The organism is Acinetobacter sp. 70_2, from assembly GCF_056736115.1.
The window spans coordinates 92,985-116,669 of record NZ_JBWZIP010000001.1; the positions used below are offsets into that span (position 1 = coordinate 92,985).

The following is a 23,685-nucleotide window of genomic DNA, read 5'->3' on the forward strand; positions in this document are numbered from 1 at the left end:
TGAGAGTCTTTTCATTTATTTAACCTTTGTGTTTGGTAAAAGTGCTGTTGCAAACCCAAGTAATGGCAAGAATGAACATAAACCAAATACCCATTCAATGCCGTTAATATCAGCTAAATGTCCCAACCCTGCTGCGGCAATACCACTTACCCCAAACATAAGACCAAACATTAAACCTGCAATCATACCCACACGGCCCGGAACAGCTTCTTGTGCGTAAACCACCATTGCGGCAAAAGCAGACGACAACACCAAACCTGCAATAATTGAGAAAACCGTTGTCCAGAATAAGTTTGCATACGGCATCATTAATGCAAACGGCGCCATACCAATAAATGAAACCCAGATCACAGCTTTACGGCCAATTTTGTCTCCAATTGGGCCACCTGCAAATGTACCTAATGCAACGGCTGCTAAAAAGGCAAATAAATGCAACTGAGCAGTCTGGATGCTGATATGGAACTTTTGAATAAGATAAAAAGTAAAGTAGTTACTAATGCTGGCAATGTAAGTAAATTTAGCAAACATCAATAAACTAATTGTGCTCAAAGCAATAATAAGCTTACGGCCATGCAATTTACTCTGTGCTTGGGTAGCACGTGCAACCACCTGACTTTTTGCATGACTTACCGTCCAACGGCTTACACCAAATAAAACCCAAATTGCTAAAAGTGCAATGATAACCAAGCCCGCAACTGCATGCTGCCCAAATGGAACAATCAGTAAAGCTGCCAACAATGGGCCAATGGCAGTACCTGTGTTTCCGCCCACCTGAAAAGTCGATTGAGCCGTACCAAAGCGTCCACCCGACGCCATTCGTGCCACCCGTGAAGCCTCAGGATGAAAGGTTGCAGACCCGACCCCAATCAGTGCAGATGCACATAACAACACAGCAAAACTAGGTGAAAATGCCAACAAGATAATGCCGCAGAATGTAACGACCATTCCGAGTGGGAGAAGATATGGTTTTGGATGTTTATCGGTATAAAGTCCAATCCAAGGCTGAAGTAGTGAACCTGTAATTTGATATACAAACGAAATCAGGCCAACCTCTGCAAAACTCAGCGAAAAGTTTGCTTTTAGCATTGGATAGATGGCTGGTAGCACCGCTTGAATCAAATCGTTCAGTAAATGCGCAACCGCCACGGCGCCTACAATTTTAATAATCATTCCTTGAGGCTGATCATTTGCAACGGTATTGGCAATACCATCTTTCAATTGTATTGAAGACGTCATACCTGAAAAACTCCAATATTTTTAAATGAGATGCTTATTGTAAATTGTCGCTTATAAAGTTATCTTCCAATAATCATTGTATAAGTGACAATTTTCAGGATATTTTATGTCCGATTCTCTTATTCAGTCTGATTTGTCTGAACTTGTGATTGGACTCTCTTCTGAGCATTCCTACCGAGAAATCACACCTACCCATACGCATACACGTGCGCAGTTTTTGTATGCGTCTACAGGAAATATTCAGGTTTTTACACCTAATCATGTCTGGATTGTGCCGCCGATGTGTGCATTATGGATTCCGGCAAATGTAGAACACAGCGTGATTTCATTGAGTCACGTGAAGTTAAATACGGCATTGGTTGAAGTAAATGCAGCAGCTCTAATGGGGCAACATTGTTTTATTATTCGAGTAAGCAACCTTTTACATGAACTTTTAATTCGTTTAAATGAAATTGAGCGAGAAGACACGCCAAATACTGCGACTTCTCAAGAACTTTCCCGTTCTTTACAAATTTTGATTTTTGAAGAAATTCATCGAGCCAATTTGTTACCTATTCAGATTCCTTGGCCGAAAGACAAACGACTATTAAAAATTTGCCAAGAGTTATTACATACTCCTGACCATTCAAAAGACTTAACAGATTGGGCCGATGAGATTGGTACGAGTTCTAGAACTTTAATGCGTATGTTCCAAAAAGAAACTGGGCTGTCGTATCGGGCGTGGGTACAGCAAATGCATATTGCAATTGCCTTGAGTAAAATCGCGAATGGTGAATCTATTGCTCAAATTTCAGAGTCACTGGGGTATACAAACCCCAGCGCGTTCAGTGCGATGTTTAAGCGACATCTAGGAAAAACACCTCAGCAGTTTAGAAGTGCCGCGATGTCGCTATAAGTCTTTTTTTTAGTGCGGATCTCATGCTTTTCGAGCAAATCATCAAAATCGTGGTAGACATGAAGCTCACGATCTTTAGCTGTTCTGGCATGATCTAAGCGCTGTTCAGGGTCAACTAGAACAAGCGTATGACCATCATCAATCAGACGATCTACCCCTTCTAAGAACATACGTTTACCCACATCGTGGATAAGTGAAATCTGTGTTAAATCAATGACGATTGTGCTTTGGTCAGTTGTCTCGTCTTGTAAAATGCGTAATAACATTTCCGCTTCAGTAAATTTCAATACGCCGCGAAGCACATATACGCTTAATGATGCGTCTTTTCCTGTGCGGTAATGGCTTTGTACAATGGTTTGTGCAGAAGGTGTACCTTCCATGAGATGTAATCCCATGTCACGAGATAATCGCTCTAAAATATCGATGCCTCGAATACTATGACCATGCTCATCTAAACGAGGTGAAAAAGCAGCAATACTGACCTGCCCCGGTAGCACACCCAAGATACCGCCTGCTACACCACTTTTAGCAGGAATACCTACAGTTGAAAGCCAGTCACCCGCTGCATCGTACATACCACAGCTCATCATGACACTGAGGACTTGTCTAACGACAGATCGATTCAATAGGCGCTTTCCAGTTCTAGGATCGACCCCGCCATTAGCAAGTACACTGCCCATACGTACCAAGTCTTTAACTGTAACCATGATCGCACATTGGCGAATATAGCCATTCACGATATCTACAGGGTCAGTTTCCAAAATTCCGACAGTTCTCAACATATAACCGATCGAAAGATTACGGTAGGCTGTTTTAACTTCCGAATCATAAACAGACTCATCAAAACTTAATTCGCGGCCTGCAAGCTCGCTCATAAAACGGCGTAGAATTTCTGCGCTATGTAAACCATGCTTGACCTGAATCAAGGAATGTACAGTAATTGCGCCAGAGTTAATCATCGGGTTTTTCGGACGTCCGTCTTTACCCAAAGAAATTTCATTGAAGGCTTCCCCCGAAGGCTCTACCCCTACTTTCGCAAGTACTGCATCAATGCCAAGTTGTTGTAAAACATAGGCATATACAAAAGGTTTAGAAATCGACTGTATGGTGAATTCGACATCATCATCACCAACCGAATAAATTTCGCCATCTACCGTAGACATTGCTAAAGCTAATCGATCTGGGTTTGCATTTGCCAACTCAGGAATATAATCGGCGAGATGACCACTGTTGTCGATGTCACAGGCTTCTATAACATTTGCCAAATATTCTGGGAGAGGGGTTTTCATGGTCAGTAACCTTAAATGAGGAGATTCACAACATCGCGCAAAATTTCAGCACAACCTGCTGATAATATTAAAATTATATCTTTTGTAATGATTTAAATATCACGCTATAAGTATTGTAATTGCTATGTCTTATTCATTTCAAGCTCATTATAGGTTTTTCAAAACTTTAAACTGAAGATTAGCTTATTCTTTCTACAAACAAGATTCCATTTAAATGATCGACTTCATGTTGAACAATACGAGCAGGAAAACCATGAAAAATTGTTTCAACCATCTCTCCTTTAAGGGTTAGATATTTAACCTTAACCATTTCTGCACGTTCCACTTGTCCACGTTCATCTGGCACACTTAAGCAACCTTCTTCACCCAAAAGCGTTTCACTCGAAAACTCTAAAATTTCAGGATTCACCATCACCACAGCATCCATTTCAGGTGCATCGGGATAGCGTGGGTTTGGTCTGGAAGCCACAATAATGACGCGTTTAGAAATATAAACTTGCGGTGCGGCAATTCCCACTCCATTACGCTCAAGCATGGTTGCTTGCATAGCAGCGGCAAGCTGATAAAGCCAATCACTGTTTAACTCATTTGCCGAGACGGGAGCCGCAATCAATTTCAAAATATCTTCACCACGCTTCGCGACAGGTAAAACTACACTCATCCTTTGACTCTCTCATTAAACTGGCTAGACGAGTTTTATTATTTCGCTGAACGACTCAAAAGAAAAGTCATTCCTACATCTGTTTTTGTTTCATCTAATGCGTTTTTTGTTTTAAAGCTTTTTTTATTTGAGTGATGAAAATCTAAGCCTCCGTATAGAACAAATTTCCTCCATTTACTTTTACTTCACTTTTCCATTAATATCCAAACTTCAATTACAACAATTAAGTAAAAAAATGGATCAGGACTTAACTTTGCAGGATGCGAACTATCTCAATAAAGAAGATAAACGAACCCTCGCCCTTTCTTCATTGGGTGGAGCTTTAGAATTTTACGATTTTGTGATTTATGTGTTTTACGCCAAAATCATTTCCGACCTGTTTTTCCCAAGCACCCTTAGCCCATTTTGGGCCATGCTTAACACTTACGGAATTTTCGCAGCAGGTTACTTTTTTAGGCCTTTAGGTGGGGTGGTTATGGCCCACTTTGGTGATTTAGTTGGGCGCAAAAAACTATTTTCACTTTCTATTTTGCTGATGGCGCTGCCTACCCTGTTTATCGGGATATTGCCGACCTTTGAAAATATTGGGTATTTAGCCCCCCTACTTTTACTACTTATGCGAGTGGTACAAGGGATTGCGATTGGGGGTGAAATTCCAGCCGCATGGACCTTTGTGTCTGAACATGTTCCCGAAAGAAAAATTGGACTGGCAAATGGTTTACTCACCGCTGGTCTGTCTTTAGGAATTTTACTAGGCGCACTGATGTCTCTATGGATTTCACTGAATTTTAGTGAAGGACAAATTCACGACTGGGCATGGCGTATTCCTTTCATTGCAGGTGGTATTTTTGGTCTAGTTGCACTTTATTTACGGACTTATTTAAAAGAAACGCCTGTGTTTAAAGCCATGCAGGCACGTAAAGAAATTTCAAAAGAAATGCCTGTAAAACAAGTGTTAAAAACGCATAAAACAGCCGTTGCGATTGGCATGTTATTTACGTGGTTTTTAACTGGCTGTGTAGTCGTGGTTATTTTAGCCATGCCCAATTTATTGATTGGTTCATTTGGCTTTGAGCGCGCACAGACTTTTGAAATGCAAAGTGCAGCAATTGTTATGCAAATGGTCGGGTGTATCTTGGCTGGCTATTTTGCTGACCGTTTTGGCTGTGGCAAAGTCATGATGGTCGGTGCGCTTGCCGTTGCACTCACAGCAGCAGTTTTTTATAACAGTTTAGGACATGCTGCCCATTCAACCATTTTTGGTTTATATATGCTGTTGGGTCTATGCTCTGGTACTGTCGGCATGGTGTCGAGCAGTATGGTTAAAATGTTCCCCGCGCCTGTGCGTTTCTCGGGCATTTCATTTTCTTATAATTTGTCTTATGCGATTGTTGGCGGTATGACACTGCCTTTAGTGCATTGGCTCAGTCAATATAGTGATATTGGTGCGATGTATTATATTTTCGTGCTAACAATTTTAGCCTTTGTGACTGCTTTTGTATTTTGGAATAAGTTTGAAAAAAACAGATATTAAAAGCTTTAACCTATGAAAAAACCACGCCGATTGCGTGGTTTTTTTATTGCTGCTTAGTTTAGAAAGTAAAGCCGATATTAAAGTTAATACGATATAACCATTTATCACTGTTTGGCGAGGTTGCAGAGGTATAACCCGTTGAGTTTGTAGAACCACCAATGATGTTGGAGTTTTTACCCCACGTATAATCTGCCCAAACCATAAAGGGTGAAGCAATAAACATCATTCCTGTGGTGTTCATTTGCGAGTCGGACCAATCATCACGTTTTTTATCCAAGTAACTATAGTCATTATAAAACTTAATGGATTTTAGCTTACCCATATTGGTGACAGGCAACGTATAGGCAAGGTTTAAACTGGCAATCGTCCCTTCTGAAGCAATGAAATAAGCAGGTGTAAGTCCATTCGCCCCCATTAAAGTCATATCACTATTTACACCATCTGGATTTTTAGCATCGTATTGATAATGAATGACCGAGCTTTGTAGATTAAAGCGTTTGTAGTTGTTTTCGGTGTGCAAACCGACTGCATAATATTTGCCGTCTTTGTCGGTAATATCATTATGTAGCTGGGCAATTGCACCTGATACACCGAACTCTTGCTTACCAAAATCGGTCTCTAACTTACGTACAATACGGGTATTCACCTGATTGCGTTTTTCATTTTGATAGGCTTTTTGAGATGGAAATGCATTTCCTGCCAAGTCATCATAAGTTGCACTTTCAGGTGAATAACGCAAATTCGTCTCTAACATTTGCGGGTAATACCCGAGTTTTAAATCCCAATCTTTGTCGTGATAATTCCAGTTAATCCCCGGTGCAATGTTATTGCCATAACCTAAAAAGAATGGAATGTGATAGGTCCAGCCATTTTGTGGGTATGGATAAATCGTGAAAGGCTTATAAACCAAACCTGCTTCAATGCTGTTATTCGCATCTAGGTTATATCCAACATATGCTTTTTCAATGGACGTTTTCTGTTGGTCTTGAAACATATAACTGGCATTGATGTAGGCATCATCAAACTTTCCTTTGAGATCTACCCTGAAAATATCAAAATGGAGCTTACCAAAACCACGGTTTGGCCCTTCCCAATCTTCATAGCGTTGATTTAACCGAACCACCCCACCTAACTTTAATGAGTCGGTGCCATCATCACTTTTCCATTCAAGCAATGAGTCTTTTGCAAATGCATTGACGCTTACCCCCAGCGTAAGCGGTGCAATGAATGCCATGATCAATGAAGTCTTTTTCATCTCTACATCCTTGATTGAGTTCCAGCGTCCTGCTGGAACTTTATTTGTTTTACCTGTAAAACTTAGTTTTTATTGTTTTTTAGACAAAAAATTTTATCTAAAAAAAGGATGGCTTAGCAGCTCCCATCGCATATGTACTAAACCATCCAAACTGGTTAATACAGTTTCTTTTGCGGTGGACCCGCGAAGTTTAATGGTCCAATCGAGTTCATATCCAGCTCAATCACGGTTGGCCCTTCAAAAGCGACAGCCTCTTGAATAACCGTTTTAAACTCATCTGCACTACCTACTTTCCAGCTTTTCACACCCATTGATTCACCAAGAAGTTTGTAGTCAGGCGTATGCAGTTCATTGAAATACTGGCGGCCACCGAAGTAATTATTTTGAATACCACGCATTACGCCATAACCACCATCATTCATAATCATTAGGACCATATTGGTGTTTTCTTGCACCATGGTTGCAATCTCACCAATACCCAGCATTAAGCCGCCATCGCCGACTAAACCAATTACTTTTTTGTCAGGGTTAGCAATTGAAGCGCCGATTGCTGTTGCAAGGCCTAACCCAATTGCACCCGCAAGTGAGTGGATGTTTTGGTTTGGTGCTTGTACAGGGAATAAACGACTGCCCCATGTGCTACCAGACATGGTGATGTCACGTACAAAAATACCGTCTTGAGGTAAAGCTGCACGTAAGTGATCACAAATTAATGCGTATTGATCGATTTGTTTGCGCAGTGCATCAATTGCAGACTGTTTAGCAGCCACTACAGCAGCATCGTAGTCAGCATCAACTTTTGAAATGTCTTGAAGCTGTTCTAACACACGTGTTAAGACATCTTTGGCATCACCACAAATGAAGTTGCGGATTTTGTAATTACGTTGCTGAGCCACTGGGTTGGCATCTACCTGAATAATATTTTCAGGGAATTCAACCGAATAAGTTTTTGTTTCATTACTGCGTAAACGAGAACCCACCACAACCATTAAGTCAGCATCTTTTAATAACTGCTCAACACCCGCCGAATTATGGAAAGCACCTAAGCTACGTGGATGATCATCTGGCAACACCCCACGAGCATGAGTCGATGAAACAACCGGAATACCTAAATCTGCAATTGCTTTAACTTCAGCAACACTATTTAAAGTTCCACCGCCAATCCAGAAAATCGGACGTTTTGCTTTTTTGATTTCACTGACAAGAAGGTCGATTTCAGCTTGCTCTGCCTGTGGTAACTCAAGTGCTTTGACTGGTCCTAAGTTAAGTGGCAAATCGATTTCTGCTGCCTGTACATCAATTGGTAACTCAACACTTACTGGTCCCATTGGAACTGTAGTTGCTACTCGAATTGCTTCACGTATCACACCAACTGCATTGTCTGGACTGGTAATACGGAACGCCGCTTTGCTTGATGCACGCAAGAATGTAAGTTGGTCTTTAGTTTCATGAATGAAACTTGCATCACGGTCAAGATATTCACGCTCAACTTGACCTGTTAAATGCAATACAGGGCTACCCGCATTCATTGCTTCAATCAGTGACCCCACCGCATTACCTGCTCCAGCACCCGTACTGGTTAACGCTACACCTAGGCCTTTAAAGCGTGAGTGTGCATCTGCCATAGTAACCGCACCCGCTTCACCACGGGCTGCGACAAAACGCATTTTTTCACGGCGCCCTACTGCATCGGCAATCGGTAAATTGTGGATGGAAATAACACCATAAATACTATCAACTTGGTGCGCTTCTAAAACTCTTGCGATTGCTTCGCCTACATTTACACGTTCAGTCATGTCTGTTCCTCAAAATTTGTTTTCAGTCCTTGAATTTATTAATCGCACCAAGGGTTAGGCTGTTCATTCAGCCCCATATAAATACTCTTTTGTTGCATGTACGATAAAATGCCCAAACGGCCTTTTTCGCGCCCGATTCCACTGTCTTTAAAGCCACCAAAAGGCGTACTAATCGAGAACTTTTTGTAGGTATTAATCCATACCGTTCCCACTTCTAATGCACGTGCAATCCGCCAAGCTTTGCGATAGCTTTCAGTCCAAATACCTGCGGCAAGGCCAAAACAACTGTCATTGGCTTGAGCAATTAAATCTTGCTCATTGTCATATTTCATAACCACTAAAACAGGGCCAAAAATTTCTTCCTGACAGGTTTGAGCACTGTTATTTAAGCCCGTGATAATCGTTGGTAAGTAATAACTTCCTTTGGCATAGTCACCAGCCGTAAGCGCTTCACCACCAATCAGAACTTGACCACCTTCGCTTTTAGCAAGCTGCACATAGCGGTCAACAGACTGCATATGTTTGTCATTGACCAGTGGTCCTAAATGCACACCAGCTTGTTCCGGATGGCCCACACGTAAGCCTTTGGTAATTTCAACCAAACGCGTTAAAAACTGATCGTAAAGACTGCTATGAATAAACAAGCGAGAACCTGCGATACACGCTTGGCCTGCCGAGCTAAAAATACCATACGCGACACCTTTAGCTGCCAGTTCGACATCTGCATCCGGCAAAACGATGGTTGGTGACTTACCACCTAACTCAAGCGAAGTAGTAATCAGTTTATCTGCGGCAATGTGTGCCAAATGACGACCTGTGGTTGTGCCACCTGTAAAAGAAATTTTACGAACCAATGGATGTTGAGCAATCGCATCACCAATGATAGAACCACGACCAACTAGCACGCTGAGTAAGCCTTTTGGTAAGCCAGCTTCTTCAAAAATTTTGGCAAGCTCTAAAGCAATCAGTGAGGTTGCTTCTGCTGGTTTTAACACCACGGCATTTCCTGCTGCCAAAGCTGGAGCAAGCTTTTGAACTTCACTCGCGATTGGAGAGTTCCAAGGGGTAATGGCTGCCACAACGCCGACAGGTTCATGCACACTCATGGTCATAAAGTCTGGAGCACGTTGAGTGGTGAGCTCGTCATTCATTGTTTCACAAGCCGCAGCAACATAACGTGCAGTTGCCGCCGCGCTCATCACCAAGCCACGAGTTTCGGTTAAAGGCTTACCATTATCACGTGTTTGTAATTTCGCTAACTCATCTACACGCGCTTCAATAATGTCTGCAACTTTGTAGAGAATACGTGCGCGCTCATGCGGCAAGCTGTTTCTCCAGCTCGGTTCACGCCAAGCCTGATCTGCTTTTTCAATTGCTTCATTTACATCTTCAAGCGTTGCTGTTGAAAGCTCAGCGTTTACCGACTGATCTGCCGGAAACAGGCTTTGAATGACTGCACCACGACCTAATCGCCATTCACCTGCAATATAAATTTCCTTTGCCATGATCAAATCCTTCTTAAATCTGTATTGCTTCTACACTGTTGCGACAAGCACGAATCACGCTAAGCGCAGCCAAAGTTGATGTTTTCGGGTTACTTGGTAACGGCACGCCCACCAGTTCAATGGTCATTTGCCCAAAGCCACCTTCTGCCACAATGGTGTGTTTGTTTTTGTTGATGGTTGGATCAACAGTTAACTCAACCATGGTTTCATCCATTCCAAGCCCTGCTAGTGCAATGGTTGCTGCAACGTTGGCATTGGCTGGAAATTTAGTCGCAGCTTCGCGGGCTGTTCCAGTAAAAAAAACTGTAGCTTCAGCAACATGGTCTAAATCGACCAATTGCTCTGCATAACTACCCTTCCAGCTTTTTGGGCTTTTACAGCCTTTGTAAGTGACTTTTTGCAAACCACCTTCTTTGGCCGCAGAAATACCGTCAATGCCTGCGATAGCCCCTGCCAGTAAATGCAGATGAGCATCATTTTTTTCAGCAGTTTGTTTAAGCTGAATTAAAAACTCGTTATCAGCCAAAGTACCCACCGAAATCAGACCAATGGTCCAGCCTTTCGCTAAAACTTTTTGAGCATGCTCTTTCACGGCTGCTTGACCTGCCACCTCAATAACATAGTCAGGCTCACCATCACATTGCTCAATATCTGAAATCACCTGAATCTCGGAAGACACTTGTGACTGCACTTTTTCAATACTGCGAGATGGCACGACAATCCATTTGAGTTGCAGATCTTGAGGCAAGTGGGCATACACTTCTGCCGCCATTGCGCCAAAACCAATCATCATCAACTTTTTCATGACAGCACCTAATATTTATAAATGTTTGTTAAAACCACCCGAGACATCTATTGCTGAACCTGTGGTGTAAGATGCCAATGGTGATGCCAAGAAAACTAAAGCACGTGCAGGCTCTTCTGGGCGGCCTAAACGCTGCATTGGAATACCGCGATTTTTTGCAATATTGCCTGTCCACTCCTCCCATGACAGATTTAAATCTGAACGGGTTTCATAACGGCGTTTCCACTGCGCAGATTCGACCATACCGAGTAAAATCGAGTTCACGCGAACACCATATTGAGTAAACTCATGTGCCAAAGAATGGGTTAAGTTCAAAAGTGCAGCGCGTGCAGATGAAGTCGCAATCATGTGCGGTTCAGGTTGCAATGCCAGTAATGAGTTCACATTGGTAATAGACGCATTTGCCGACTGTTTTAAGTCGTCAAGAAAAGCTCTTACCGGATGTAAAACACTGAAATATTTCAGCTCAATTTCTTTCATCCAGTCTTCATCTTGCGTATTTTCAAAATTTGAAACACGACCTTGCCCAGCATTGTTAATGAGCATGTCCACATTGCCCAAATTGAGTTTGACGTCTTTGGCAAATTGCTGAACTTCTTCTTTTTTCAAAACATTACATGCTTTGGTAAAAATATTGGCATGTGGAAATTTTTCTAAAATATAGTGCTTAGAAGCATTTAAACGTTCTTCATCGCGACCACACCAAGCAACTTTTGCACCCTCTGCAACCAGTATTTCAACAGCAGCCAGCCCAATCCCAGATGAGCCACCGGTAACAACTGCAACTTTTCCTTCAACTTGGAAGCTCATAATCCTTAATCTCTCTTACGATTGTTCCTGAATCGTCAACATAATTTGGTTAAATGCTTGCGGTTGGTCGACATAACTTAAATGTCCTGCATCTTCTATGATGAAGCGCTGTTCCAACTGCAATTCCTGAGCAAGCTCTTGTATACTTAACGCAGGAGTGATTTGATCTTGCTGCCCTGCAATCACTGTGCATGGGACTTTTAAATGGGTTAAATAATTACGTATTTCGTCATATGCGAGTAAGTACGATGCATGTGTGAAACCCTGTAGGGTCAACTGTTGCATCACCTCTGAAACTAAAGCTAAGGCCTGTGGCTCTTGTTTATAAATCAAATGAGGTCCACGGCTTTCGGCCATTCCTTTAGCACCAAGTTCTTTCAACATTTTTGGTCTTTTTTCAAAAACCTGAATCTGTGTCTGTTCATCGTGGCGTTGGTAGCCTTGTGCCAAGTTAGCGACAACCAAGTGTTTCACTCGCTCTGGGTAAAGTGCAGCAAATGCACTCGCCTGTAAGGCACCTAATGAGTGTCCGACCACAATTGCTTTTTCAATTTTTAAAACATCAAACAACGCAGCCAAACGCTTTGCGTAGTCGGTAGCATTGGGTTGATCAGTTAAAAGTTCATCTGATTTGCCATAGCCCGGTGCGTCCCAGGCAATGACATGAAAATGATGAGACAGCACTTCAAGTTGGTTTACCCATGAAGCAGAACCCGAACTAATGCCATGCAACAGCACAAGGTACTCGCCCTGACCGGCTTCCCGATAGGCTTGCTGCTGGCCTTGAACAGTAACGGTTTTCACCGGAAATTCTGCTAACTGTTCAATGAGTGTCATCATTTTCAACTCTTTCCTTTTATTCACTTCATCAAACAATTAACGTTTGATTTGAGACAATGGATGCTCTGGTGGATAGTTCGGAATGGTTGGTTTGCCTGTTCCCAACATCACACACATCAAGGCATCTTCTTGACCTGGGTTAAACAAACCACGGTAAATACCCGGTGGAATTGAAATCAGGTCACGCTCTTTTAAACGGGTCTCAAATTTTTCGCCGTTGTGCTCAATGAACAAATCAATTTCGCCGCGGAGCATAAAGAAAACTTCTTCAACATCGTGGTGAATGTGCAAAGGACCTTCACACTGTGGTGGCAGAACCATGGTTGAAAACGTGAAGTTTTCTGCTGGTACAGTGTTGCCGTCATTCGCAACACCTGTTGCACCCGTACCCATGTAACGCATTTGTGCACGGCGATATTTCGGGTCGTAATCTGCTTGGAACTTCAAAGCATCGAAGTCGTATTTACGTGTCTCAAAGCGAGCAATACGTGTGTTTAACCAATCTTCTAAAGAAGCACCCTCTGGTTGTGCCCACGATTCGAATTGTTGTGTAGTCATTTTTTAAACTCCTATACAGTGAATTAATAACGTTTTAAAAGAGGAACCAAGAACAACGACCCAATGACAGCGACAGCAGCCAAAAAGGTAATTCCTAAATTAAAACTGTGTGTTTGCATCACGATGTAACCGATAAGAACAGGCGCAATTGCACTTGCAAAATTACCCAAACCGTTAAATATTCCACCCGCAGTCGCCCCTACATTTGAGGTCGTTACTCTTGCAAGCAGAGCAAATACAGCTGCTACTCCAAAACCCCATGCCATAGCACTTAAAGACATGGCAGCAATAATCAATAATGGCTCAGTCATAATGACCATCACATACATGAAGATGCCCGCGAGTAATAAACCGCTAAATACTTGAATTGCACGGCGGCCTAACTTGTCAGATAAAAACGCACCGATAATTTCGCCAATTAACATGGCAATGAACGGAAAGCTTGAATACATCCCAAACTCTTTGAGATTGAATCCTTTGTCTTGCATTAAGTAAGAAGGAACCCAGCTGTTTAAGCCCCACAAATACGTCATCAACGCAATGTTAAAGAGACACACCAACCAGAATGCGCTGTTGCTGAGCAGCAATTTAGTGTTAGCAATGTGGCCTTTGAAATTGGTACGTTTACTCTCACCATCAATTTCGACAGTTTTCTTGAGCTGCAAGTTACGTAAACCAAAAACAATGCTGAAAATGGCAATGAGTGTTAAACCAGCCATCACAAAAAAGGTGGTGTGCCAGTCATGGTGCGCTAAAACATTTGCAGTAATCGGGAACCCAAGGAATGCACCAATCGGTGTTCCAAGTAAGAACATGGTAGAAGCACGTGCTTGCTGATGATCTGTGTAAGTCTGTTTAACAATGGTGTATGCCAAGGCAAATAACGGACCTTCTGCTAAACCGAGCAGTACACGTAAAATCAACATGCCTGAATAACTGGTGGTGAAGCCCATGCAAAACATGAGTAAACCCCAAGAGGTCACGCTCCAGAACAGCATTTTCTTTGGGTTAAAAATGTCACCCAAAAAGCTTAGAAAGACTGATGAAAAACCATAAGCAAGCAAGAAACTTGTCATGAGCCATCCAAGCTTGGCCTTATCTTCAGCAATTCCCATTGCACTTTGAAAATGAGGATCTGAAAATAAAACCGCAATACTAATCTTGTCGAAAAATGCCAGTACCACACACACCATAAGGACAAAAGCAGGTACCCAATGCTTCAATCCACTTTTTTCTTCATTACTCATGTGTCATTCCTTCGATTTGGTAATGAGAACCAGATTTAATGTTTACGGTTTTAACTTCATGACATTAAATTCAGCATCTACTAATAGTTTTGGATCTAAAACGGTGTTGGCTTGCATCCAACGTTTTGCCAGTTTGACTAGCTTCGAGTCATTAATGGCAATCATGTTGAGCAAACGATTTTCATGGTCCAGATATAAATAACTCACCTGATCTTCACCGCCTTGGCGAATGACTACTTCCTTAGTTTTTTCAGGTTGATAAGTACCTAAAATCTGGATATTAAAGTGATATTGATCTGACCAAAGCCATGGAATATCGCTATATTCAGTTTCAATTCCGAGCATCGACTTTGCTGCTGCAATTGCCTGATTTTGTGCATTTGCCCAAGACTGAATGCAATAACCCAAGCCCGGATGAATCGCGACATCACCTGCGGCATAAATGTTTTGATCTGAAGTTTGTCCAAAACAATTCACCACAATGCCATCTTTCACATCGAGACCAGCATGCACACCTAATTCTTTGGCAATTTCAGCGCCCGCACCTACCACAACACAGTCAAATAACTGACTATTTTGAGGATGGTTCACCACTTCAACTTTCTGATTCGGCGCTTCAACCAAATGAAGGCTCTTGCTGTCTAAATGAATTTTTGTACCTTGGGCTTCATGTATATTTTTTAAAAATGCAGAAACTTCCGGACTCACACTTCTTGCACACAAACGGTCGCCATATTCAAAAATGTGAACTTCTTTACCTTGCTTACGTGCAGTTGCAGCAATTTCTAAACCAATCCAGCCGCCGCCAATCACAGCGACATTTTTTGCATTCTTTAAAATTTCAGCTAAACGTTCACAGTCTTGCACATTGCGTAAGGTCACAACATTTGGAATGAACTGCCATGTATTGACGGGTACACGTGCACGGCTTCCAGTTGCAATCAGCAATTTGTCATACGGCAAAACTTGGCCGCTTTCTAAATGAACCTGTTTTTGCTCACGGTCGACTTTTGTCGCAATTTCCGGTTTATGCCATTGAACCTTGAACTCTTGAACCTGTTCAGGAGAGAACAGATTCAAACTTTCATAAGTTGCTTCTTTTGAAAGTACTTGCTTAGATAGTGGTGGACGCTCATAAAACACTTGATCTTCATTTGAAACCACGTGAATTTCACCCACATAACCATTTTGACGCAAGGTACTTACTGCCCAACCCGCTGCCTGTCCGGCACCTACAATTACGATCTTTTCCATAGCCATCTTCCTTGTAAAGCCATACCTGTTAAACAGGCTTCACCTGACGGCGGGTTGTGTCATCAAGACCACCTTCAATCGCCCATTCGGTGAAAAGCTCTAAACGATGTTCTTCTACACGTGGCTGCCATTCTTCGGTCAAATAATCATCGTTAGTGTAGTATTCAAATGCACCACCCAATGGTGAGTTGACGTACCAGAAATAAGCAGAAGAAATTGGGTGACGTCCCGGCCCAATAAAGGTTGACCATTCCGAACGATTCATATTTAAACCGCCCCCAATCACCTCATGGATATCACGTACTACAAACGCAACGTGATTTAAGCCAGCAGGTTTATTTGGAACACTGAGCAAGAATAAATCATGGTGATAACCTTCACCGCGGCAACGTAAGAATGCCCCGCGATTTTTATAGGCATCCGATAAATGAAAGCCTACTTTTTCAATATAGAAATTTTCAGTTTTTGCCAAATCTGGTGTAAAGAACACCACGTGTCCAATCGCAATAGGTTGACCTTTTTCATAGACAGGACTTGCTGCATTCACACGTTGAATGTTGCCGTATTGGTTAATTCCTTCCGTTTTAAGTTCTTGAACATCTTTCACAAAACTTTGTTCAAAACGGATAGTCATACCATTTGGGTCAAGACACTGAACTGTATTTTCAGAACGTTTAAAACCTTCTACATCAGCCAAACGAGCTGCCAAGTCTTCAAGGTCTTGAGCACTATCAACACCCCAAGTGACTTCACGTAAAGTTGAACCTTGCTCAATAGCAACTGGCAAACGGTCATCATCACAATTAAATAAATAAATTTTGCTGCCATTTTGAGTTTGGTAAAGATCAGTGCCTTCAATATCCGAAGTACTTTGGCTTAAACCAAAATCTGCCAAAAACTTGTTTGAAGCGGCTCTATCTTCAACTCCAAACTTTAAAATCTCGATCCCTGTAATCATTTGACTACTCCTTAGTTAAAGACAAAACCGCCATTGACCGGAATATTTTGACCTGTCACAAAAGAGGACAAATCCGACAGTAGATACAATGCTGTTCCATTTAAATCTTGTGGAAGTTGCTGACGTTGAATCGCTCTTCCGTTGACATATAAATCGTGACGTTCTTGAGGCACATACTCGGTTGCTTCAACCAGAGTAAGGCCCGGTGACAATGTATTGACACAGATATTAGATTGTCCCAACTCTCTTGCCATTGAACGCGTCATGGCAACAATTGCACCTTTACTTGCAACATAAGCCATCAGGTTTGGTGCACCCCAAAGTGCTGTATCGGAAGCAACATTAATGATCTTGCCGGCAGCCGATTGCTTTAAATGGGGAACGCATGCCTTACTGATGAGCCATGTGCCTTTCACATTAATATTCATGACCCGATCCCAAAGTTCAGGATCGTAATCAATCATATTTTTTCCACCGACATTGGTCGCCAGTGCCGCGCAATTCACAAGGCCATCTAGTCCCTGTAAGACTTCAACGCTTTTTGCAACCGCATTTTCAATAGAGTCTGCATTGGCAAGGTCAACGGTGACAGCATGAACGTTTAACCCTTGTTGCTGTAACGCTTGGGCTTCTTGTTGCACCAAGTCAGATAAAATATCTGCCATCACAACTTCAGCGCCAGCTTCGGCAATCGCTTGAGCGAAATCTCGGCCTAAACCACGCGCAGCACCAGTCACTAAAACTTTTTTGCCTTGCAACAACGCTACATTAGCCATGAGCTTCTTCCTGCATCTCGATACGGTTTGATGCATTTAGCGCAGCAATTTTCTTTAATTGCTTTTCAGCCTCTTTTTTCATTAAACGGCGTAAACGTGCAAGACCCACATCGTGTTGATAGAGGAACTCTTTTTCACGCGCATTTGGCGCAAGGTTTTCTAAAATAATGCGGTCTTGTTCCAATACATCCCAATGCAACTGTTCTAAATGATTGCGATATAAGAAGCGCCATACATTACGTTGCCAACCACTTACCTTACGGCAGCGCCAGAAAAATACACGAGTATTATTGGCATCAATCGGCGTTGCATAACCTACAATCCAAAATTCACCACCTGGGCCAAATTGTTTGCGGTATGGGATTGAAAGTCGTAACCAACTCGCACCTGTTGAACCATATTCAACCCAGTCAAAGTTCACACCTGTTTGACCTTCTTTTTCAAAAACAAAGCCTTTATCGGTTGTACGGTGCTTCATCTCTGCAGTACGTTCACCATCTGCCATCGAGTGTGATGTCGCGTGTAAATAGGTCCCATGCATTGGGTCCATCACATTATCAATCGCGTATTGATGGTTTACTTTCCAGTCTGCCTGGCAAAGGAATGCACTCCACTCTTCACTTGCAAGTTGCTCTGGAAACTCAAGCGGTGCTGGTTGTTCATTTGCATCGATGCCAAACCAGATAAAGATTGCTCCATGTTGCTCAATTACAGGATAGTTCTTTAAACATTTAGTTCCGGTCATTGGACATTCATGAACGGCTGGCACATCGGCAACAACACCATCAGCACGAACTTCAACACCGTGATACCAGCAAGCAACTCGGTCACCCAAGTTCCAACCGAGTGAAAGACGAGCACCGCGGTGTGGGCAGCGATCTTCAAGCGCATGAACCTGACCTTCGGCATCACGCCAAACCACAATATTTTCGCCTAAACGGGTAATTCCAACTGGATTAGCAGCGACTTCCCAACTTGCTAAAACAGGATGCCATTGGTCACGTAAACCAAGTTCTAAATATTCTTCAGCGCTTTGAGAAGTTGATACGATTGCGTTCATTTTATTCTTCCTTGAATCAATAACCTAAACGTTGCATTTCTTCTGTAAAGCTTGCAGAAGTCCATTCATCACCAGATTCACAACGGAAGCCCTGTTGATTAAGTGCAGAAACAACGTCATCTAACTCTGTTGCGCCCGCAGAAAATGCCTGAATCAAGTTTTTTACAAAATCCTGTTCATAGAGAGTTGGTTCTTTATAACGTGTCTGCCAAACCAACAATTCAGATTGACCAGGAATTTGAATATTGTTGATACCTGCTTCGGTTGCCGGCGTTGCATGAATCCAGCTTGCCAACTTTTCATTAAATGTCTTCATTGTTCTGCTTCCTTGTACATGTGAGGACTAGAGTTGAATTTGAATATCCTGTCCTTCAACACGAACTGGGTACGTACATAGGTTTCTACACCCGGGTCCACTTTTTAGCTCACCTGTCTGAATGTCAAAAATTGCTTCGTGCAATGGACATTCCACAGTTTGATCTTCGATAAATCCTTCGGTTAATAAGGCATACGCATGAGGGCAAACATTTTCGATAGCAAAGTAATTTTCATCGACGAAAAATACGCCTATTTTTTTCCCTTCAATTTCGATGGCTTTCGGCTCATCTTCGCTAACGTCACCTTGCTGACAAACTGAGATCCAACTCATATCTTGCGTCCTCGTTTTGTTTTATATACAAAACTTAATTTCATTTTCAAAACACAAGCAAAGAATAATACTCTTGGTTAATTTTTGTCAAAGTAAAAATAACCATATAAATCATGTTATTAATTAATTTTAAATAATTTGTTACGTTTCAAAATAAAAACTTTGTTTTAAATATAAAAATTGTTTTATGCGATCTTTATAATTACAATAGTTCTAAAATAAAGCATAATGCCCTAATTCGAACCCTGTTTTATTTATAGGAAAACAACACGAATGAGCCTAGAGATTGAAGAAGATTCGCAAGAATCAGAAACAACAAAAAATGATGATCGGTATTTAGTACCAGGGCTTGTGCGTGGTTTAGCCATCTTGCAAGCTTTTAATCAACAAGCACAAGAAATGACGATTACAGAAATTGCCGAAATTTTGGAAGTGAACCGTTCTAGTGCATTTCGTCTGATCTATACACTTGAAGCTTGCGGTTATTTAAGAAAAGCCTCTCAAAAAACGTATGCACTCGATTCAAAAGTCATGGAGCTTGGTTTTAACAGCTTATCGAAGCTTTCATTACTCGATTTATCAACGCCTCTAATGAAAGAACTACGTGACCAAACCAAACTGGCAGTGCATCTGACTGTTTTAGAAGGTACACATATTGTTTTTGTAAATAACGTTCAATCTATGGGAACGTTTACCAGCAATATTAGTTTAGGTACTCGCTGGCCTGCCCATGCAACCGTCATTGGTCAAATGTTATTGTCAGATTTACCAGAGGCAGAAGTACGACAACGTTACCGTAATTTCAATGAGTGGGATAGTTACTCAGAACTAACCCCAACCAGTTTGAAAGCACTCTTACAAAAGTTGAGTTATGTAAAAACTCAAAAATCGATGGTGAGCTGGGGCCATTACAACCATGATATGGCTGCTTGTGCTGCCCCTATTTTCAAACAATCAAATGGCAAAATGGTAGCGGTTCTTTCAGTGAGCTGCCCAATTACCACTTATGATGAAAAGACTTTTAAAGAAGATATCGCAGCTATGGTGATCACAACCGCAGATAAAATTTCAAAATTTATCTATTAAAAAAAGCGACGTTAAGTCGCTTTTTTTGTGCTTTTATTTCTTCAATTAAAAATTACGCTTAAAAACTTCACCATTCATATCCTGAAAACTCAGTAGCAAATGATTTTCTTTAATATCAAACTTTAAATACTGCTGTTTAAACTGTATTACGGCATAAAACTCTTCAGCACCATCATCTAAACCTGTCGCAGAGACCTGTGTGCCTTGTGGAAAATCCTTGAGCCATGCAGCCTTATAAAAATCTGACACTGAATTAAAATCTATATATTTTGTGGGTTCGGCCATAATTTTTTGGGCCATCACATCAAACTGTTGCTGTTTATATATGACTAAATTCAGGATCATGGCTATTCTTAAAGGTTAATCATTAACAGTCATCAATAGAGTGCGTATAGTAGTGTAATTTTCCATTACGGAAATGAAAATGTAAGCCATCATTAGTACCTTTCCAAGGAAATATAGAGTAAGTATGATTTTCAGATATAACTATTTGTTTACCAAAAAACTTTTTAAAATCATTCTCGGTAGTTAAATGATTAAATAATCGAGAACCATACTTTAGACCATTTTGCTGGCTTACATATACCTTATCTAAAGATCCCGTAGAGAGTATCACTCCATCTTCATATACCCATTGATCTGGAAAATAACTACCATTGCATTCATCAGCTTCACCTTTAATAACCTGCTTTGGCTTTTTCAGATTATTTAAGGGAATATCAAAACCGTTTAATACCTTACCATGCCATAAAGGTTTAATATTTACTTGCGCATAAGAGGTAGTTGCTACTAAAAAACCAATACAAAATAAAAATATATGAGTTAAATTTTTCATAAAAATCCAGAAATTAATGATTTAAAAGTTTTGTGCCTTAGTCTTATTAATGATCAAACCTTTTTGTTTGTCTTTCATAATGATTAAAGGAGATCCAACTTTCTTAGTTTTGGTATTATCCAAATATTTTTTCTTCTGTAAATAAATCTGTTTGTCTTTAATAAAGCTATCTATGGAAGTTTCATCATCCGTATAATAACTAATATCTTGTGTATAAATATTTGACCAGTCCGCTACCCAAAAAATAATAAAATTTCCACCACGCTCCTGATAATTGTCTATTGCAAAGGTTTCAGAATCAATTTTATATATAGTCTGACCTGCTATTGAGGATATATCCTGAGTTTGCGCTTTAAAATAATAGGTTTTATTTTTATCTAAATTGATAGCAAATACATTATAGCCTAGCGCATCAGCTATATCAGGCTTAAAGCAAGAATAGCTTTGTATTTTTACCTGTGCCGTCTGTATAGCTAATTTATTATTTTCAGCAGCTTCATCTTTCTGACATGAATCCGGTAATTTACTAAGCTGTTTTAAAGGAACAGCGTTAATCTGAGCATTTGCATAACCAGAACAAAGAAATAAACAAAATAAAAGTTTTTTTAAAGTATGAGTCATCAAATAATTTCCAAACAGGATTATTGTTTTAATATTTTCTCATACATTAAATAGTTTTTTTCAAATCTATATGATCGTTCTGTTTTCTTTTAACCTTTTCCCATTGATACCAACCATAAGCTGCCATTAACACAAAGGCTGCATATAAGGCTGAAGTTAAAAATAGATCTTTATAAATAAACATGCCCACATAAATAATGTCGACAAATACCCAAAGTATCCAAGTCGCAATATGTTTTCGACTCGTCCAGTAAGTTGCAAGCAAACTAAATGCGGCAAGCTGTGAGTCGAGCATAGGCACTGCTGCATCGGTAAAGTTTTTAAGTATCAAACCAAAAAGTAAACCACCTACCGCGGCAATGATCATTTGAAAAATTGCAACTTTAGGAGCTATTGGTTCTATACGAATGTCATGATCTTGCTGCTTTCCTTTGAGCCAATAGTAAAAACCATAAAAATTTACGGCCATAAAAAAGAATTGCAAAATCGTTTCACCATAAAGCTTAAATTCGTAAAACAAATAGGCGTATAGAACAAAGGCAAAGAAATTAAACAGCCAACACCACATATTGCGAATTACAGTTAATCCGACTCCAATTAGACTAATTAAGACCGCAAAGATTTCTAGAGGTGACATAAGAGCAGCTGCTTATTGAGATCAATTTGACGAGGTATTATGAGAAAAATATGGGCCTAAGCAAACAACTAATTTAACGTATTCAAAAAAATCTATATTCCACGCTTGAATCTAATTTGTACTTTTCTATTTATATGTTATAAAAATATCATCTATATTTTTAATATACTTATCATGTTTTTATCTAAAGCCCATTATTGTCTAGCGCGTCAATTCTACGCCCCAGAGATTAAGTTCTGTGTGGTCATTTGGCGACGTCCTTGTTTTGGACAATTTGGCGCTTTAAATAAAAAAATCAAGAATTTAATTACATAATATATTCTCTGATTTTTCTTAAAAAGCCGCCATAAAACGCGGCTTTTTTTTATGTTCGTTCATCCTAAAAAACATCACTTTATGGAGCTTTATATGAAGCCTTTATTTGAACAACAGAGTACGTCCAGCCCGCAGATTCAGCCGGCTGTAGCATTACCGTCATCTCCGACTCGACTCGCTACAGCCGGCCAATTTATTGCGGTCATTGTTATTTGGTCGCTTACACCACTCGCCGCTGTCTGGACAGTACAAGAACTTCACTGGGCATGGGGGTTATTCCTTCGCTTTAGCATCGCTATTCCGATTGCCTTGCTGTGTTTAAAATTTTTCCGTTTAAAACTGATCTTTAGTAAAAAAGCAATTTTAAGCTACTGTGCAGGAGCCATTGGTTTATTTGGTTCCATGGCTTTTTGCTATATGGGTGCAGATAAAGTTCCTTCGGCCATTATTTCAATTATTTACGGCATCTCTCCTTTAGTATCTGGGCTCATTAGCTCCTTTGTATTAGGACACGAGCGTTTTTCATCATGGCAGTGGCTTGGTCTCGGTATTGCTCTTGTCGGGATGAGTTTTACATTAGGGCTATCTTCATCAGGTTTTCAGCTCAACAGTATTGGTATTATGCTAGAGCTGATCGCTATGCTGTTTTATGTATTGTCGACTTTTGCCGTAAAATCTGTCGGAGCGCATATTCATCCCATTATACAAATGACGGGTTCTAGCCTTGTCTCGTGGGTGGGTTATGTATGCTTGTTGCCTTTCTTCTGGTCACATCTTCCAACTGAATTTCCAAGTCTGAAAATTTCACTCGCGGTCTTCTATAGTGCTGTCTTTTCTTCTGTACTTGCCATGATTTTTTATTATCAGCTCATTAAGGTACTACAGCCGACGACGGTACTGCTTATTACAATTATCACCCCTGTTTTAGCCACCTTTTGGGGAACATGGTTCAACCATGAACACCTTAGCTCACATCTAGTTTTAGGTTTAATCATGTTGTGTCTAGGGCTATTGATGTATTCAAGGCGCTCTGCCTAAACATATACAACTTGGCTCATCTATG

Annotated in this window: 25 protein-coding genes; 4 read left to right on the forward strand and 21 right to left on the reverse strand. The window is 40.8% G+C overall.

Annotation, left to right across the window (positions count from 1 at the left end; genetic code table 11):
* Nucleotides 1-15: 15 nt before the first annotated feature.
* Entirely contained in the window at nucleotides 16-1,236 is a 1,221-nt protein-coding gene (locus tag AC1PJ9_RS00360; protein WP_311086418.1) for an MFS transporter, read from the reverse strand.
* A 106-nt stretch (nucleotides 1,237-1,342) separates the two neighbouring features.
* Between AC1PJ9_RS00360 and AC1PJ9_RS00365 the strand changes: the two genes are divergently transcribed.
* Nucleotides 1,343-2,131, forward strand: a complete 789-nt coding sequence (locus AC1PJ9_RS00365; RefSeq protein WP_311086419.1) for an AraC family transcriptional regulator — start codon at nucleotides 1,343-1,345, stop codon at nucleotides 2,129-2,131.
* Here the strand turns inward: AC1PJ9_RS00365 and AC1PJ9_RS00370 are convergent.
* Together AC1PJ9_RS00370 and def are read right to left on the reverse strand one after the other, a co-directional pair.
* Nucleotides 2,098-3,420: a glutaminase gene (locus tag AC1PJ9_RS00370; RefSeq protein ID WP_311086420.1), complete on the reverse strand. Its 1,323-nt coding sequence runs from the start codon at nucleotides 3,418-3,420 to the stop codon at nucleotides 2,098-2,100. The genes AC1PJ9_RS00365 and AC1PJ9_RS00370 overlap by 34 nt on opposite strands.
* Nucleotides 3,421-3,598: 178 nt before the next feature.
* Nucleotides 3,599-4,081, reverse strand: coding sequence for a peptide deformylase (gene def, locus AC1PJ9_RS00375; RefSeq protein WP_068936590.1), 483 nt, complete (start codon nucleotides 4,079-4,081; stop codon nucleotides 3,599-3,601).
* Nucleotides 4,082-4,316: 235 nt separating this feature from the next.
* On the opposite strand from def, the gene AC1PJ9_RS00380 reads away from it, so the two are divergent.
* On the forward strand, nucleotides 4,317-5,615 hold the full coding sequence (locus AC1PJ9_RS00380; protein ID WP_191110421.1) for an MFS transporter: 1,299 nt from the start codon (nucleotides 4,317-4,319) through the stop codon (nucleotides 5,613-5,615).
* Between the two features lie 58 nt (nucleotides 5,616-5,673).
* On the opposite strand, the gene AC1PJ9_RS00385 is transcribed toward AC1PJ9_RS00380, so the two are convergent.
* The 14 genes from AC1PJ9_RS00385 to AC1PJ9_RS00450 all read right to left on the reverse strand — a co-directional run bounded on the left by AC1PJ9_RS00385 (nucleotide 5,674) and on the right by AC1PJ9_RS00450 (nucleotide 19,128).
* On the reverse strand, nucleotides 5,674-6,870 hold the full coding sequence (locus AC1PJ9_RS00385) for a hypothetical protein (protein WP_209762803.1): 1,197 nt from the start codon (nucleotides 6,868-6,870) through the stop codon (nucleotides 5,674-5,676).
* Between the two features lie 155 nt (nucleotides 6,871-7,025).
* On the reverse strand, nucleotides 7,026-8,666 hold the full coding sequence (locus AC1PJ9_RS00390; protein ID WP_311086421.1) for a thiamine pyrophosphate-binding protein: 1,641 nt from the start codon (nucleotides 8,664-8,666) through the stop codon (nucleotides 7,026-7,028).
* Nucleotides 8,667-8,704: 38 nt separating this feature from the next.
* Entirely contained in the window at nucleotides 8,705-10,171 is a 1,467-nt protein-coding gene (locus AC1PJ9_RS00395) for an aldehyde dehydrogenase (RefSeq protein ID WP_311086422.1), read from the reverse strand.
* A gap of 13 nt (nucleotides 10,172-10,184) precedes the next feature.
* Nucleotides 10,185-10,976 carry an aspartate dehydrogenase gene (locus AC1PJ9_RS00400; protein WP_005303282.1) on the reverse strand — a complete coding sequence of 264 codons (792 nt, stop codon included), beginning with the start codon at nucleotides 10,974-10,976 and terminating at the stop codon, nucleotides 10,185-10,187.
* A 15-nt stretch (nucleotides 10,977-10,991) separates the two neighbouring features.
* Nucleotides 10,992-11,786, reverse strand: a complete 795-nt coding sequence (locus AC1PJ9_RS00405; RefSeq protein ID WP_004703156.1) for an SDR family oxidoreductase — start codon at nucleotides 11,784-11,786, stop codon at nucleotides 10,992-10,994.
* 15 nt (nucleotides 11,787-11,801) lie between these two features.
* Nucleotides 11,802-12,626, reverse strand: coding sequence for an alpha/beta fold hydrolase (locus AC1PJ9_RS00410; protein ID WP_311086423.1), 825 nt, complete (start codon nucleotides 12,624-12,626; stop codon nucleotides 11,802-11,804).
* A gap of 36 nt (nucleotides 12,627-12,662) precedes the next feature.
* A complete protein-coding gene (locus tag AC1PJ9_RS00415) occupies nucleotides 12,663-13,184 on the reverse strand; it encodes a cupin domain-containing protein (RefSeq protein WP_002117566.1) in 522 nt (173 codons plus the stop codon).
* Nucleotides 13,185-13,207: 23 nt separating this feature from the next.
* Nucleotides 13,208-14,431, reverse strand: coding sequence for an MFS transporter (locus AC1PJ9_RS00420; RefSeq protein ID WP_144733237.1), 1,224 nt, complete (start codon nucleotides 14,429-14,431; stop codon nucleotides 13,208-13,210).
* Nucleotides 14,432-14,473: 42 nt separating this feature from the next.
* Nucleotides 14,474-15,685, reverse strand: a complete 1,212-nt coding sequence (locus AC1PJ9_RS00425; RefSeq protein ID WP_311086424.1) for an NAD(P)/FAD-dependent oxidoreductase — start codon at nucleotides 15,683-15,685, stop codon at nucleotides 14,474-14,476.
* 28 nt (nucleotides 15,686-15,713) lie between these two features.
* Nucleotides 15,714-16,643: a VOC family protein gene (locus AC1PJ9_RS00430; protein WP_311086425.1), complete on the reverse strand. Its 930-nt coding sequence runs from the start codon at nucleotides 16,641-16,643 to the stop codon at nucleotides 15,714-15,716.
* 11 nt (nucleotides 16,644-16,654) lie between these two features.
* A complete protein-coding gene (locus AC1PJ9_RS00435) occupies nucleotides 16,655-17,419 on the reverse strand; it encodes an SDR family oxidoreductase (RefSeq protein ID WP_005070723.1) in 765 nt (254 codons plus the stop codon).
* Nucleotides 17,412-18,479 (reverse strand): aromatic ring-hydroxylating oxygenase subunit alpha, encoded by a 1,068-nt coding sequence (locus AC1PJ9_RS00440; protein ID WP_119685590.1) that lies wholly within the window; start codon nucleotides 18,477-18,479, stop codon nucleotides 17,412-17,414. The genes AC1PJ9_RS00435 and AC1PJ9_RS00440 overlap by 8 nt, the downstream gene beginning before the upstream one ends.
* Nucleotides 18,480-18,495: 16 nt before the next feature.
* Entirely contained in the window at nucleotides 18,496-18,795 is a 300-nt protein-coding gene (locus tag AC1PJ9_RS00445; protein ID WP_005070730.1) for a recombinase-like helix-turn-helix domain-containing protein, read from the reverse strand.
* A 27-nt stretch (nucleotides 18,796-18,822) separates the two neighbouring features.
* Nucleotides 18,823-19,128, reverse strand: coding sequence for a non-heme iron oxygenase ferredoxin subunit (locus tag AC1PJ9_RS00450; protein ID WP_002117586.1), 306 nt, complete (start codon nucleotides 19,126-19,128; stop codon nucleotides 18,823-18,825).
* A 273-nt stretch (nucleotides 19,129-19,401) separates the two neighbouring features.
* Here AC1PJ9_RS00450 and AC1PJ9_RS00455 point away from each other — a divergent pair, with 273 nt between their 5' ends.
* The gene (locus AC1PJ9_RS00455; protein ID WP_199968365.1) at nucleotides 19,402-20,214 is read left to right on the forward strand and encodes an IclR family transcriptional regulator; all 813 of its coding nucleotides are present in this window, start codon (nucleotides 19,402-19,404) and stop codon (nucleotides 20,212-20,214) included.
* Nucleotides 20,215-20,259: 45 nt separating this feature from the next.
* Here AC1PJ9_RS00455 and AC1PJ9_RS00460 read toward each other — a convergent pair whose 3' ends face one another.
* The 4 genes from AC1PJ9_RS00460 to pnuC are packed head-to-tail and all read right to left on the reverse strand — an operon-like array spanning nucleotide 20,260 to nucleotide 22,307.
* Complete coding sequence (locus tag AC1PJ9_RS00460) at nucleotides 20,260-20,559, reverse strand: hypothetical protein (RefSeq protein WP_263613132.1); 300 nt, start codon at nucleotides 20,557-20,559, stop codon at nucleotides 20,260-20,262.
* Between the two features lie 22 nt (nucleotides 20,560-20,581).
* Nucleotides 20,582-21,049 (reverse strand): hypothetical protein, encoded by a 468-nt coding sequence (locus AC1PJ9_RS00465; RefSeq protein ID WP_263613131.1) that lies wholly within the window; start codon nucleotides 21,047-21,049, stop codon nucleotides 20,582-20,584.
* A gap of 21 nt (nucleotides 21,050-21,070) precedes the next feature.
* Nucleotides 21,071-21,670: a hypothetical protein gene (locus AC1PJ9_RS00470; RefSeq protein ID WP_263613130.1), complete on the reverse strand. Its 600-nt coding sequence runs from the start codon at nucleotides 21,668-21,670 to the stop codon at nucleotides 21,071-21,073.
* 46 nt (nucleotides 21,671-21,716) lie between these two features.
* Nucleotides 21,717-22,307, reverse strand: a complete 591-nt coding sequence (pnuC, locus tag AC1PJ9_RS00475) for a nicotinamide riboside transporter PnuC (protein WP_049065220.1) — start codon at nucleotides 22,305-22,307, stop codon at nucleotides 21,717-21,719.
* A gap of 408 nt (nucleotides 22,308-22,715) precedes the next feature.
* Between pnuC and AC1PJ9_RS00480 the strand changes: the two genes are divergently transcribed.
* On the forward strand, nucleotides 22,716-23,660 hold the full coding sequence (locus AC1PJ9_RS00480) for a DMT family transporter (protein ID WP_263613129.1): 945 nt from the start codon (nucleotides 22,716-22,718) through the stop codon (nucleotides 23,658-23,660).
* Nucleotides 23,661-23,685: the final 25 nt, after the last annotated feature.